This is a genomic window from Aeromicrobium sp. CF3.5 (assembly GCF_051262695.1).
Lineage (GTDB): Bacteria > Actinomycetota > Actinomycetes > Propionibacteriales > Nocardioidaceae > Aeromicrobium.
The window spans coordinates 49,222-61,988 of record NZ_JBIMEZ010000009.1; the positions used below are offsets into that span (position 1 = coordinate 49,222).

At 69.2% G+C, this 12,767-nt stretch carries 13 protein-coding genes; 9 read left to right on the forward strand and 4 right to left on the reverse strand.

Annotation, left to right across the window (positions count from 1 at the left end; all coding sequences use genetic code 11):
* The first annotated feature begins 25 nt into the window (after positions 1 to 25).
* From ACHAA3_RS14885 to ACHAA3_RS14925, 9 genes are all read left to right on the forward strand, one after another.
* Complete coding sequence (locus ACHAA3_RS14885) at positions 26 to 1,414, forward strand: WS/DGAT/MGAT family O-acyltransferase (RefSeq protein ID WP_435709826.1); 1,389 nt, start codon at positions 26 to 28, stop codon at positions 1,412 to 1,414.
* A gap of 121 nt (positions 1,415 to 1,535) precedes the next feature.
* The gene (locus ACHAA3_RS14890) at positions 1,536 to 2,405 is read left to right on the forward strand and encodes a DMT family transporter (RefSeq protein WP_435709827.1); all 870 of its coding nucleotides are present in this window, start codon (positions 1,536 to 1,538) and stop codon (positions 2,403 to 2,405) included.
* Positions 2,406 to 2,495: 90 nt separating this feature from the next.
* Entirely contained in the window at positions 2,496 to 3,686 is a 1,191-nt protein-coding gene (locus tag ACHAA3_RS14895) for an acyl-CoA dehydrogenase family protein (RefSeq protein WP_435709828.1), read from the forward strand.
* A 9-nt stretch (positions 3,687 to 3,695) separates the two neighbouring features.
* Positions 3,696 to 4,169 (forward strand): general stress protein, encoded by a 474-nt coding sequence (locus ACHAA3_RS14900; protein ID WP_435709829.1) that lies wholly within the window; start codon positions 3,696 to 3,698, stop codon positions 4,167 to 4,169.
* Positions 4,166 to 5,227 carry a MaoC family dehydratase gene (locus ACHAA3_RS14905; RefSeq protein WP_435709830.1) on the forward strand — a complete coding sequence of 354 codons (1,062 nt, stop codon included), beginning with the start codon at positions 4,166 to 4,168 and terminating at the stop codon, positions 5,225 to 5,227. Before ACHAA3_RS14900 ends, ACHAA3_RS14905 begins: the two co-directional genes overlap by 4 nt.
* Before the next feature lie 50 nt (positions 5,228 to 5,277).
* Complete coding sequence (locus tag ACHAA3_RS14910; protein WP_435709831.1) at positions 5,278 to 5,832, forward strand: histidine phosphatase family protein; 555 nt, start codon at positions 5,278 to 5,280, stop codon at positions 5,830 to 5,832.
* A 9-nt stretch (positions 5,833 to 5,841) separates the two neighbouring features.
* Entirely contained in the window at positions 5,842 to 6,666 is an 825-nt protein-coding gene (locus ACHAA3_RS14915; protein ID WP_435709832.1) for a PHP domain-containing protein, read from the forward strand.
* A 50-nt stretch (positions 6,667 to 6,716) separates the two neighbouring features.
* Positions 6,717 to 7,598, forward strand: a complete 882-nt coding sequence (locus tag ACHAA3_RS14920) for an SGNH/GDSL hydrolase family protein (protein ID WP_435709833.1) — start codon at positions 6,717 to 6,719, stop codon at positions 7,596 to 7,598.
* Positions 7,599 to 7,638: 40 nt separating this feature from the next.
* Entirely contained in the window at positions 7,639 to 9,807 is a 2,169-nt protein-coding gene (locus tag ACHAA3_RS14925; protein ID WP_435709834.1) for a choice-of-anchor I family protein, read from the forward strand.
* A gap of 11 nt (positions 9,808 to 9,818) precedes the next feature.
* On the opposite strand, the gene ACHAA3_RS14930 is transcribed toward ACHAA3_RS14925, so the two are convergent.
* From ACHAA3_RS14930 to ACHAA3_RS14945, 4 genes are read right to left on the reverse strand one after another with little or no spacing between them, the layout of a single operon-like run.
* Positions 9,819 to 10,517, reverse strand: coding sequence for an FAD-binding oxidoreductase (locus tag ACHAA3_RS14930; protein WP_435709835.1), 699 nt, complete (start codon positions 10,515 to 10,517; stop codon positions 9,819 to 9,821).
* Complete coding sequence (locus ACHAA3_RS14935; protein WP_435709836.1) at positions 10,514 to 11,149, reverse strand: molybdopterin-dependent oxidoreductase; 636 nt, start codon at positions 11,147 to 11,149, stop codon at positions 10,514 to 10,516. Before ACHAA3_RS14935 ends, ACHAA3_RS14930 begins: the two co-directional genes overlap by 4 nt.
* Positions 11,146 to 12,000 carry an alpha/beta fold hydrolase gene (locus tag ACHAA3_RS14940; RefSeq protein ID WP_435709837.1) on the reverse strand — a complete coding sequence of 285 codons (855 nt, stop codon included), beginning with the start codon at positions 11,998 to 12,000 and terminating at the stop codon, positions 11,146 to 11,148. Before ACHAA3_RS14940 ends, ACHAA3_RS14935 begins: the two co-directional genes overlap by 4 nt.
* Positions 11,997 to 12,755 (reverse strand): SDR family NAD(P)-dependent oxidoreductase, encoded by a 759-nt coding sequence (locus tag ACHAA3_RS14945; protein ID WP_435709838.1) that lies wholly within the window; start codon positions 12,753 to 12,755, stop codon positions 11,997 to 11,999. Before ACHAA3_RS14945 ends, ACHAA3_RS14940 begins: the two co-directional genes overlap by 4 nt.
* Positions 12,756 to 12,767 lie beyond the last annotated feature (12 nt).

A 12,767-nucleotide genomic window follows, 5' to 3' on the forward strand; every position in this document is an offset into this window, starting at 1 on the left:
CGGACCAACGAGCGATGGAGTTCAGATGCCGTTCATGCCCCCGACGGACTCGATGTTCTTGCTGGCCGAGTCCCGTGAGCACCCCATGCACGTGGGGGGACTGCAGCTGTTCGTCCCGCCCGAGGACGCCGGACCGCAGTACGCCCGCGAGATGGTCGAGGCATTTCGGCAGAGCTCGGACGTCTCGGACCTGTTTCGTCGCCGACCCGCTGAGCCGGTGAACCTGCTGGGCACCACCTGGTGGTCATCGGACGAGACGATCGACTACGACTACCACGTGCGGCACTCGGCGATTCCACATCCGGGCCGCATTCGCGAGCTGTTGCAGCTCACCTCCCGGTGGCACGGGTCCCTGCTGGACCGTCACCGACCGCTGTGGGAGTGCCACGTCGTCGAGGGCCTCCAGGACGGGCGGGTCGCGGTGTACACCAAGGTCCACCACTCGATGGTCGACGGCGTCGCGGCGATCCGCCTCATGCAGCGCTCGCTGAGCAAGGATCCGGAGGCCCGCGACTGCCTGCCGCCGTGGCTCGTCCAGCCGCGCTCGCGATCGGTCGCCATGCGGCGTGGGCTCGATCCGTGGGGCATCGTGCGATCGGGCGCCGACGTGGTCGGAGACGTGGCCGGCCTGGTGCCGACCGGCCTGAAGATCGCCCGGCAGGTGGTGCGCGATCACGACATCACGTTGCCGCGGGCACCCAAGTCGATCCTGAACGGCCCGGTGGGAGGAGCCCGCAGGTTCGCTGCCCAGTCGTGGCGCATCGATCGCATCCAGCAGGTGGCCAAGTCCTCGGAGACCACCCTCAACGACGTCGTCCTGGCCATGGTCTCCGGCGCTCTGCGGCAGTACCTGCTGGAGCAGAACGCCCTGCCCGACGAGCCGATGACCGCGATGGTCCCGATCTCGCTGGCGCTGCGCGCCGACGCCGTCGGGCCGGACGGCGCTGATCGTGGGGGAGGCAATCAGGTGGGCGCCATCGTGGTCAGCCTGGCGACCAACCGCGCGCACGGAGCGACCCGGCTCGAGGAGATCTCCTACTCGGCGAAGCAGGCCAAGAAGATCATGGGCGACCTCACGCCCACCCAGATCCTGGCCCTGTCCGCAGTCCAGATGGCACCGCTCGCGCTGAACCCGGTGCCCGGGTTCGTGCGGTACACGCGGCCCCCGTTCAACGTGATCGTGTCGAACGTGCCAGGTCCCAAGGAGGACATGTACTTCAACGGTGCCCGGCTCGACGGGATGTACCCGGTCTCGATCGTGCTCGACGGCCAGGCGCTCAACATCACCCTGACCAGCCGCAAGGACCACATCGACATCGGCCTGATCGGCTGCCGTCGCTCCATCCCTCACCTGCAGCGGCTGCTGCAACATCTCGAGGACTCGCTGGTCGAGCTGGAGGAATCCTGGGGCTAGCGCTGCAGCTCGTTGCAGCGGCTGCTGCAACATCTCGAGGACTCGTTGGTCGAGCTGGAGGAATCCTGGGGCTAGGGGGCACGAGGGAGCGCCTGCCCGGGCCATCGGGCACAGTGTCGGGGTGAATGCGTTCCTCGCGCTCGTGGCGGTCCTCGGCGTCTCGGCGAGCGGCCCCCTGATGGCGGGTGCTGCGGCACCCGCCCTGGCGATTGGCATGTGGCGCAACGCGCTGGGCGCTGTCGCCATCGCGCCGTTCGCGGCACGGCGGGCCCCGGCCGAGCTCAGGACCCTGGATCGAGGGGGCCGACGTGACCTCGTGCTGGCCGGAGTCATGCTCGCCGTGCACTTCGGCACCTGGATCACGGCGCTGAAGCTGACCACGGTGGCCGCGGCCACGGCGATGGTCAGCATGCAGCTGGTGTTCATCGTGCTGATCGATCGCCTGCACGGTTCACGCATCCCCGGATCCGTCGTCGTCGGGTCGGCGATGGCGCTCGGCGGGGTGTTCGTCATCACCGGCGTGGACTTCACGGTCTCGGCCCGCGCCCTCACCGGTGACCTCCTCGCGCTGGTCGGCGGCGCGGCAGCAGCGATCTATCTCGATGCCGGCAGCCGGGTGCGGCGGCAGATCTCGACCTCGGCCTACACGGTGGCCTGCTACGGGATCTGTGCGGTGCTGCTGGCCGCGGTGTCGTTGGCCGCCGGGATCGAGCTGACCGGATTCGCGCTCAGCACGTGGGTCGCGATCATCGCCGTGACGATCGTCGCGCAGCTCCTGGGGCACTCGGTGTTCAACCACCTGCTGTCGGTGATGAGCCCGAGCACCATCTCGTTGCTCCTGCTGCTCGAGGTCCCCGGTGCTGCCCTGCTGGCCGGGGTGTTCCTCGGCCAGACCCCCGTGGCCGGGATCTATGCGGGGCTCGCGCTGATCCTGGCCGGACTGGGTGTCGTCGTGCTGCGCCGGCCGCAGGTCGAGGCGCCCCCGGTTTAAGGTGTCGGCGATGTCACGACCCGGTGTCCAGCCGGTGCGGCTGCCGGTCGGTACAGTCGAGCCGTCATCACCGAACACCAAGGAGTACCGATGGGCCGGCTCGTGAACACCGAAGGTCTGACCGACGACCAGACCGAGATCCTCAAGGTCGTCCGTCAGTTCGTCGAGAAGGAGATCATTCCCGTCGCGACGGATCTCGAGCACAAGGACGAGTACCCGACCGACATCGTCGAGGGGCTCAAGGAGCTCGGCATCTTCGGTCTGATGATCCCCGAGGAGTTCGGCGGGCTCGGCGAGTCGTTGCTGACCTACGCGCTCGTGGTCGAGGAGATCGCCCGCGGCTGGATGAGCGTGTCGGGCGTCATCAACACACACTTCATCGTCGCGTACATGCTGATGCACCACGGCACCGACGAGCAGAAGGCCAGGTATCTGCCGAAGATGGCCGCCGGCGAGGTCCGCGGCGCGTTCAGCATGTCCGAGCCCGGCCTCGGGTCCGACGTCGCGGCCATCAGCACGAAGGCCACCAGGACTGACGACGGATACGAGATCACCGGCCAGAAGATGTGGCTGACCAACGGCGGTTCGTCGACGCTGGTCGCCGTGCTGTGCAAGACCGACGAGGACTCGGAGTCGGTCTACCAGAACATGACCACCTTCCTGGTCGAGAAGAAGGCCGGCTTCGGTGAGACGGCCCAGGGCGTGACGGTGCCCGGCAAGATCGACAAGATGGGCTACAAGGGCATCGACACCACCGAGATGATCTTCGAGGGCCACAAGATCAGTGCCGACCAGGTGCTCGGCGGCAAGCCCGGACAGGGCTTCTACCAGATGATGGACGGCGTCGAGGTCGGCCGTGTCAACGTCGGCGCCCGCGCCGTCGGCATCGCGAACCGCGCCTTCGAGCTCGGCATCGCCTACGCGCAGCAGCGCGAGACCTTCGGCAAGCCGATCGCCCAGCACCAGGCCATCTTGTTCCGCCTGGCCGAGATGGCGACCAAGGTCGAGACCGCACACGCCATGGTGGTCAAGGCCGCCCGCCTCAAGGACGCCGGCGAGCGCATGGACGTCGAGGCCGGCATGGCCAAGATGGTCGCCTCGGAGTACTGCAACGAGGTCGTCGAGGCCTCGTTCCGCATCCACGGCGGCTACGGCTACTCCAAGGAGTACGAGATCGAGCGCCTCTACCGCGAGTCCGCCTTCATGCTCATCGGGGAGGGCACGTCCGACATCCAGAAGATGATCATCGGCCGCGCCCTGCTCAAGGACTACAAGCTCTAAGGAGCCCTCATGCCCGACTTCACCCTTCAGTACCCCCAGTCCCTCGGCGTCTACGACCAGTACACCGCAGCGCAGCAGGCCGTCGACTACCTGTCCGACGAGCAGTTCCCGGTCGAGAACATCGCCATCGTCGGCACCGAGCTGCGTCAGGTCGAACGCGTCACGGGACGGCTCACCTGGGGACGTGTGCTGATCGGCGGGGCCGGTTCGGGCGCTTGGCTGGGTCTGCTGATCGGACTGATCCTGAGCCTGTTCACCGAGGGCAGCTCGATGCTGGCCACGCTGGCCGGCGGTATCGGCTTCGGCATCGTGTTCGGAGTCGTGTCCGCATCGTTGGGCTACGCGGCCACCCGCGGGCAGCGCGACTTCAGCTCGGTGCAGAGCGTCATCGCCACCAAGTACGAGGTCATGGTCGAGCACAAGTTCCTGGCCCAGGGGCAGGAGCTGCTGGCCCGCATGCCCGGTCGTCCGGTCGACCTGTGAGCGAGAGAGGTCACAAGACCAGCTCCGGCAACTACTTCGAGGACTTCACCGTCGGACAGGTGATCGAGCACGCCACGCCGCGCACGATCACCGAGGGAGACCGTGCCCTGTACGGCGCGATCTACCCGACGCGCTTCGCAGTGCCGTCGTCGGCGGTCTTCGCCGCTGCCGTGGGTCTGGCGGCGCCGGACGGGTCGGGTCACCCGGTCGAGGAGCTGATCGGCTTCCACGTCGCGTTCGGCAAGACCGTTCCCGACGTCTCGCTGAACGCCGTGGCCAACCTCGGCTACGCCGAGTGCCGCTTTCACCGGCCCGTGGTGCCCGGCGACACTCTCCGCACGCGTTCGGAGGTCATCGGTCTCAAGCAGAACTCCAACGGTCGGACCGGCGTGGTGTGGGTCCGCTCGACCGCGACGAACCAACGCGGCGAGGTGGCCCTCGACTGGGTGCGCTGGGTCATGGTGCACAAGCGCGACGCCGCAGAGGCTGCCCCGGAGACCGTGGTACCCGAGCTCGCCGACGTCGTGGCCGCCGACGACCTCGTCGTGCCGGTCGGCCTGGACTTCACCGAGTACGACGCCGTGGCGGCGGGGGAGCCGCATCGTTGGGGCGACTACGTGGTCGGGGAGAAGATCGACCACGTCGACGGCGTGACCCTCACCGATCCCGAGCACATGATGGCCACACGGTTGTGGCAGAACACCGCCAAGGTGCACTTCAGCGCGCAGGCCCGCCCCGATGGCAGCCAGCTGGTCTACGGCGGACACATCATCTCGATGGCACGTGCGCTGTCCTTCAACGGTCTGGCCAACGCCCAGCTCATTGCTGCGATCAACGCAGGCGCCCACGCCGCTCCGGCGCTGGCCGGAGACACGATCTACGCATGGTCCGAGGTGCTCGACACGGCCGAGACGGGTGCTCCGGGGGTCGGTGCACTGCGCCTGCGTCTGGTGGCGACCAAGGACCGCGACGAGTCGATGACCCTGCGCGGCGAGGACGGGAAGTACGCCGCCGGTGTGCTGCTCGACCTCGACTACTGGGCCCTGGCGCCACGATGAACCAGGCCCGAGAGCCCCAGCCCCGTGAGCCCCAGCCCCGTGAGCTCTGGGTGGTTCGCCACGGAGAGACCGAGTGGAGTGCGGCCGGCAAGCACACCGGCGTCACCGACATCTCGCTGACCGAGCGCGGGGAGCGGGTGGCGCGCAGCCTGGCGCCGCGGCTGGCCGACACCGAGTTCGCCCAGGTGCTGACCAGCCCACGACGTCGTGCCACCCACACCGCTGAGCTGGCAGGCTTCACGGACGTCGAGATCGATGGCGACCTGGTCGAGTGGGACTACGGCGACTACGAGGGCATCACGACGCCGCAGATCCAGGAGACCGTGCCGAACTGGTCGGTGTGGACCCACCCGACACCGGGCGGCGAGACTGCCGCCCAGGTCGGCGCCCGACTCGACCGTGTCGTGCAGCGTGTGCGCGCGGTCGACGGCCGCACCCTGGTGTTCGCCCACGGGCACTCGCTGCGCGTGCTGGCGGCGCGCTGGCTGGGCCTCGAGGTCGCGGAGGGACGCATCTTCGATCTCGACACCGCCACCATCTCGGTGCTGGGTGACGACCGCGGCACGCCTGTGGTGCAGCGGTGGAACGTCGGGGACTCGCACTAGCCTGACGTCATGCGCATCGATCTGCACACCCACTCCAACCGCTCTGACGGCACCGACAGTCCCGCCGAGCTGGTGCAGAAGTCTGCGGCACTGAACCTCGATGTCGTCGCGCTGACGGACCACGACAACACCGCAGGATGGGACGAGGCACAGACCGCCGCGGATGCCTGCGGAATCCGTCTGGTGCGTGGCATGGAGGTGTCCACCAAGCTGCACGGCACGAGCGTGCACCTGCTCGGATACGGATTCGACCCCGATCACACCGCGCTGAACGCTGAGCTGAAGCTCGTGCTGGACAGTCGGGAGCAACGGGTGCCGCGCATCCTCGAGCTGCTCGCCGCACAGGGCATGTCGATCACGATGGCCCAGGTCGAGGAGCAGTCGGGGCGCGCAGCGGCCATCGGCAAGCCCCATATCGCCGACGCACTGATCAAGGCCGGGCACATCGGGCACCGAGACGAAGCCTTCCAGGGCCTGCTCGACGACGGCGGATCGGCGAACGTCGAGAAGTACGGCATCCCCCTGGCCCGGGCGATCGAGCTGCTCAAGGACGCCGGTGGGCGTGCCGTGATCGCGCACCCCTGGGCACGAGAGAGTCAGGAGGTCCTGTCCGCTGAGGCCATCGCTTCCCTCGTCGAGTCGGGGCTCGACGGGATCGAGGTCGATCACAACGATCACGAGCTGTCCCACCGGGCGGAGCTGCGCGAGATCGCCGCAGACCTCGGCCTCGTGGTCACCGGCTCCAGTGACTACCACGGCACCGGCAAGAGCTCGGAATTCTTCCTGGGCTGTCACGTCACGGCTCCGGAGGAGTTCGAGCGACTGTTCGGTTGACGCCGTGAGACGTTCATCTGCCAGCCATCTGACAGGCGGATCATGCACGGGTGAGCACGGGACGAACGGTGGGGATCGCGGCTGCCGGTGTCGCCGTCAGCGGTTCCCTCGTCGGTGCCTGGGGCACTCGGCACCTGCTGCGCAGGCAGGCTGCGGCGGCCCGACAGATGATCGGCAAGCCGCTGGGCGAGGACGCCTTGGCCGCCGACCGCACCTGGCGCAAGAAGCGCGGTGATCGTGTCGAGCTGCTCATGTTGGGCGACTCGATCGCGGCAGGCCTGGGAGCCGAGCGCCCGCGCGACACCCTGGGTGCCCAGCTGGCCCGCAAGCTCGGCAAGCGCATCGATCGATCGGTGCGGCTGCACACCGCTGCGGTGGTGGGATCGGAGTCGTCGGTCCTACGCGCCCAGCTCAGTGGGCTGCCTGCGGGGTACCGCCCGGACGTCGCAGTGATCGTGGTGGGTGGCAACGACATCACCCACCGCGTCAAGCACGGCGAATCCGTGGCGCACCTGGCCGAGGCCGTCATGGCACTGCGTGAACGTGGCTGCGAGGTGGTCGTGGGGACCTGCCCCGATCTCGGCGCGCTCGTCGCGGTCCCGCAGCCGCTGCGAGCCCTGGCTGGCCGATCCTCGCGCCAGCTGGCCGCCGCCCAGCGGGAGACGGCACTCGGCCTCGGCGCTCGGGTCGTGTCCCTGTCTGAGGTGGTGGGGCCGTTCTTCCTCAGCCAGCCCGACGCGATGTTCGCCGAGGACCGCTTCCATCCGTCGAGCCGGGGATACCAGCGCACGGCCAAGGCCATGCTGCCGTCGGTTCTCGCTGCTCTCGGTCACGGTGAGGATGTTCCGTTCGGGCACCACGAGCCGGATGACCCGTCGATGACGGTCGACCCACAGGACGGACCGCCGGCGTCCACCCCGTGTTCACCCTGACGTCGGCCGTGGTCCATCGGCGGTATCTACATTCCGACTCATGCTCACCACGCGTGGCCGCTTCGGCCTGACCGCATCCGTTCTGCTGGCCACGACCGTCCTGGCCGGCCCGGCCGTCGCCGTGGACGATCCGCCCACGACCTCGGCCGAGGAGGCGCTGCTGAACCTCGACGTGCTCGGCACCCATCGCACCGGCCAGTTCGATGAGTCCGCTGCCGAGATCGTGGCGTTCGATCCCGGCACCGACCGGACGTTCGTCGTGAACGCCAACTCCGGCAGGGTCGACGTCCTGGACGCCTCGGACCCCACCGATCCCACGCTGGAGGACTCGATCTCTGCGGCCGGCGTCGCAGCGGCGGATGGATCGACCATTCCCGCCGGCGCGGTCGCGAACTCCGTCGACGTGCGCGCCGACGGGCTCGTCGTCGTCGCCGTCGAGTCCGACGTGAAGACCGATCCGGGCTGGCTCCTGGTGCTCGACGGTGCCGAGCTGAGCACCCTCGGAGCGGTCCGCGTGGGTGCGCTGCCCGACATGGTCACCGTCACGCCCGACGGCCAGCGAGCCGTCGTGGCCAACGAGGGCGAGCCGTCCGACGACTACACGATCGACCCCGAGGGCTCGGTCGCGATCGTCGATCTGCCGGAGACCCTGTCGGCCCCGGCCCAGTCCGACGTCGCCACGGCTGACTTCCACGACTACGACGAGGGCGGCTCCAAGCCGCTGCCGGCTGGCGTGCGGGTGTTCGGCCCCACCGTGAACGAGCAGTTCCCCGTGTCGGCCAACCTCGAACCCGAGTACGTCACACTCGACGACTCCGGCGTGACCGCCTACGTGTCACTGCAGGAGGCCAACGCGCTCGCGGTGGTCGATCTCGCCACGGCAACGGTGACCGATCTGCTCCCTCTCGGAGTGAAGGATCACTCGATCGACGGCCAGGGGTTCGATCCGTCCGATCGCGACCCGGAGGACGCGCCCACCACCAGCATCGGAACCTGGCCCGTCCTGGGCCTGTACATGCCCGACACCATCGACTCGTACACGGCGGATGGGCGCACCTATCTGGTCACGGCCAACGAGGGCGACGCCCGTGAGTGGGGCGACTACGTGGAGGGCGCCCGGGTCAAGGACCTCGGCGACGACGGTCTTGCTCCGATCTGCGCCGACAGCCCCGCTGCCGATCTGACCTCCGATGCCCAGCTGGGGCGCCTCAACGTCACCACGGCGAGCGGCCTGTCGGCCGACGGCTCGTGCTACGAGCAGCTGTACAGCTTCGGCGCCCGCTCGTTCTCGATCATCGACACCGACGGAAACCAGGTCTTCGACTCCGGGGACGCCTTCGAGCAGATCACGGCCGAGGCCGCACCGGAGTTCTTCAACTCCAACCACTCCGAGTCCAACCGCGAAGGACGCAGTGACGACAAGGGCCCGGAGCCCGAGGCGATCACGATCGGCTCGGTCGGAGACCGCACGTATGCGTTCATCGGCTTCGAGCGCGTCGGCGGGATCGCGGTCTTCGACATCACGACCCCGGCGGACTCCACGTTCGTCACCTACCTGAACAACCGCGACTTCTCGGTCTCGGTCGAGGACGCGGCTGATCCGGCGGCCGTGCTGGACGCCGCGGGCGACCTCGGACCCGAGAGCATCGCCTTCGTCGCCGCCGAGGACAGCCCGACAGAGGCAGCGATGCTCGCCGTGGGCAACGAGGTGTCCGGCACCACGACCTACTTCTCGATCACCGCCGACTTCGCGCGGACGAGCGCCCCGGTCATCACCGGGGAGCCGCAGGTGGGCACCGAGCTGACCGCGACCGTGGACGCCTGGTCGCCCGAGGCCACGTTCACGTACGCGTGGCAACGTGATGGCGAGCCGATCGACGGCGCCGACGAGGCGACCTACACGCCGGCCGACGCCGATGCAGGCAGCTCGCTGACCGTCGAGGTGACCGGGACCGCCCCCAGCCACCGAGCCGTCACCCTCGCCAGTCAGGCGGTCGAGGTGCCGCCCGGCGAGGCGGGAACACCGACGCCCACCCCGCCGGTCGACAGCGACGAGGACGTGGCCGAGGACACCGACACGGACATCGTCGCCGAGGACTCCGCCGGCGGCCTGCTGCCCGACGCGGGAGCCCCGTTCACCTGGCTGGCCGTGCTCGCAGCCCTGGCCGCGATCGTCGGCGGCACCGTGCTGGTGCGTCGCCGCACCTGAGTGGGCTCGGGTCAGCCGGTAGCACCGAACTGCTCGACCCGGATCGTGTCGGCGCGGACGCCGGACTCGCCCAGCAGCCGACTGGCGTAGCTGACGAAACCGACCGAGCCGCACACGTAGGCGCGCTCGGTGCCCTCGACCAAGGGAGTGACCTCATCGGGATACGGCGGCGCAGAGACCCTCTCGACACCGGTCGCGTCGATGCGATTCTCCTGGGTCAACGCGATGAAGGCGCCGTAGGCCTCCAGCTCCTCGGCATAGGGCAACAGCTCCCACGTGCGACCAACGGCCACCACGCGCAGGTCGTCGGTGCGTCCGTGGCGCACGGCCCAGCGCATCATCGCGATGATCGGTACCAGACCCGAGCCGCCGGCCATGGCGATGGCCGGCTCCTCTCCGGACCAGGTGAACCAGCGACCGACGGGCCCGCGGACCTCGACCTGGTCTCCGGGCTTCAACACCTGGTGCAGGTGACCGGAGACCTCGCCATCGGGCATCTGCTCGACCAGCAGCTCGATCTGCGGGTCCTCGGGATCGGAGGCCAGCGAGTAGGAGCGCTGCGCCGTGTAGCCGTCCTCGGCCCGCAACCTGACCACGTAGTGCTGCCCGGGCAGGCCCGACGACCGGTCGGGGACGTCGAGACGCACGCGGACGAATCCCGGCGCGGGATGCAGCACGTCGGTGACCGTGGCGAGCTGCCAGCCGCTCACGGATCGCCCACGTAGCGCTGCTCGAGCCATGGATCGCCCCGGTCGTGGTAGCCGTTGTTCTCCCAGAAGCCGGGGCGGTCGACGCTCGAGACCTCGAGCCGGTTGACCCACTTCGCGGACTTCCAGAAGTACAGGTGCGGCACCAGCAGACGCACCGGCCCTCCGTGCTCGGCCGTGAGCTCCTTGCCCTGGGCCTCCCACACGACCCACGCCTTGCCTCCCAGCACGTCCGCCAGCGGAAGGTTGGTGGTGTACCCACTGCTGGAGTGGACGATCAGGTAGGCCGCGTCACCGGTCGGGACAGCCGCGCCCAGCAGGACGTCGAGGCTGACCCCGGTGAAGGTCATGTCGAACTTCGACCACGTCGTGACGCAGTGGATGTCGCCGGAGTAGCCATCGTGCGGCAGGGCGCGCAGACCCTCCCAGTCCCAGGACTGCGGGCTCTCGACCGCACCGTCGACCGCGAGAGTGAACTCCTCGGTGTGCACCGTCGGCACGACCTCGGCCGAGAGCACGGGCCAGTTCTCACCCACGTCGTACTGCCCGGGGGGCAGCCGGCCGGGATCGGCGGGCCGCTCGCGGCCGACGAAGCCGCGCGTGACGGGCGCTGCGGGATCAGGCGTGTCGTTCATGCAGGTACCTCCAGGAAGGGGCGCCACGCGGCCATGAGCCCGATGGGGTTCTCGACGGCGGGGGAGTGGGCGGCCGGATCGATGACGTGAACGTGGGTGCCGAGTCGGGCGGCCATGTCGTCCTGCTGCTCGTGCGGCCATGCGTCGTCGTCGGCGCCGCGACCCACCCACACCGGCAGGCCCACGGCGCGCACCTCCTCGATGGCGTCCGGGGCGCTGAGCAGGTGCTGGGTCATGGCGCGCAGGGCGTCTGGGCTGTTGGCGGTGAATCGGCGAGCGAGGAACTCGGTGATGTCGGACGGACGGGGGTCGGGACCGTCGAGCACCGCACGCTCGCGTGCCTCGTGGATGTCGGCGAGGGGCACGGTCCCGATGGCCTCCATCAGGCGCTCCAGGGGTCGGGTGGGTGAGCTCATCAGCGCGCCGGGACCGCTGGACAGCAGGCTCAGCGACGTCCATCGGTCCGGGTGGCCCACCACGGCGCGCTGCGCGACGAGTCCTCCGAAGGAGTGGCCCAGCAGGTGAGAGCCACGATCTGTGCCCGCCGCTGCTTCCGCGACGGCGATGGCGTCGACCGCGAGGGCGGCCAGCGAGTAGTCGTCGTCGGGGGTGCCGGGCGTCTCGAACTGGCCGCGCTGGTCGTAGGCGGTGACGGCGAATCCCGCTGCCGACAGCAGCGGCAGGATGGGCGTGAAATCTTCCTTGGAGCCCGTCCAGCCAGGCACCAGCAGGACATGGCCACGCAGGTCGCCGGTCGGGGTGGCGGTGTGCGCGGCGAAGGCACCACGGTCGGTGTGCACGGTCTGCGCCGTGACGCCTGCCGGAATCAGCAGGGACTGGGGCGTGCTCATCGGCCGCGTCGTGCCATGCGGGTGACCAACGAGGTGGGCAGGAACCTGGTCAGCATCACGAGACATCGGTAGCGCCGGCCCGGGATCGAGAGGGGCTTGTCGCGGGCGAGATCCTTCAGTGACTCGCGCACGACGAAGTCGGATGTGAGCCACATCCACCCGGGCACACCACTGACGTCCATCTCGCCCCGCTGATGGAACTCGGTGCGCACGAATCCCGGGCACAGGGCCTGCACCGCGATGTTGACGTCGTCGTAGTGGACGTCGGCCCAGCGCGACAGGTTCAGCAGCCAGGCCTTGTGGGCCGAGTACACGCCGCGGGGGGTGAAGGCCGCGACGCTGGCCACGTTGATGATGGCGCCGCCACCACGGCCGGCCATCGCCTTGATCGCCGCGTCCATCAGGTGCATCGGGGCGCGGACCAGGAGATCGAGCTGCCGGTCCTCGTCCTCGATCGCCGTGGTGCCGAACCACCCGGCGAGCGAGGCACCCGCGTTGTTGACCAGGAGGTCGACCGGACGGGCAGAGTCGGTGAGGCGCAGCGCCACGCGATCCATGCCGTCGGTGGTGGCGAGGTCGGCCACCACGACGTCCACCTCGACCCCGTGCTCGCTGCGCAGCTGCTCGGCGACCTGCTGGAGTCGGTCGGTCGTGCGAGCGACGATGACCACGTCGTGGCCGTCGGCGGCGAGGGCTTGGGCGAAGGAGTGGCCGATCCCGGATGTGGCCCCGGTGACCAGTGCGCGACGCGTCATGGCTCAAGCATG

Coding starts and splice junctions, on each gene's coding strand:
- ACHAA3_RS14935 (WP_435709836.1), bottom strand. CDS start 11,149: ATGAACGACACGCCTGATCCCGCAGCGCCCGTCACGCGCGGCTTCGTC.
- ACHAA3_RS14925 (WP_435709834.1), top strand. CDS start 7,639: ATGCTCACCACGCGTGGCCGCTTCGGCCTGACCGCATCCGTTCTGCTG.
- ACHAA3_RS14895 (WP_435709828.1), top strand. CDS start 2,496: ATGGGCCGGCTCGTGAACACCGAAGGTCTGACCGACGACCAGACCGAG.
- ACHAA3_RS14940 (WP_435709837.1), bottom strand. CDS start 12,000: ATGAGCACGCCCCAGTCCCTGCTGATTCCGGCAGGCGTCACGGCGCAG.
- ACHAA3_RS14915 (WP_435709832.1), top strand. CDS start 5,842: ATGCGCATCGATCTGCACACCCACTCCAACCGCTCTGACGGCACCGAC.
- ACHAA3_RS14945 (WP_435709838.1), bottom strand. CDS start 12,755: ATGACGCGTCGCGCACTGGTCACCGGGGCCACATCCGGGATCGGCCAC.
- ACHAA3_RS14900 (WP_435709829.1), top strand. CDS start 3,696: ATGCCCGACTTCACCCTTCAGTACCCCCAGTCCCTCGGCGTCTACGAC.
- ACHAA3_RS14885 (WP_435709826.1), top strand. CDS start 26: ATGCCGTTCATGCCCCCGACGGACTCGATGTTCTTGCTGGCCGAGTCC.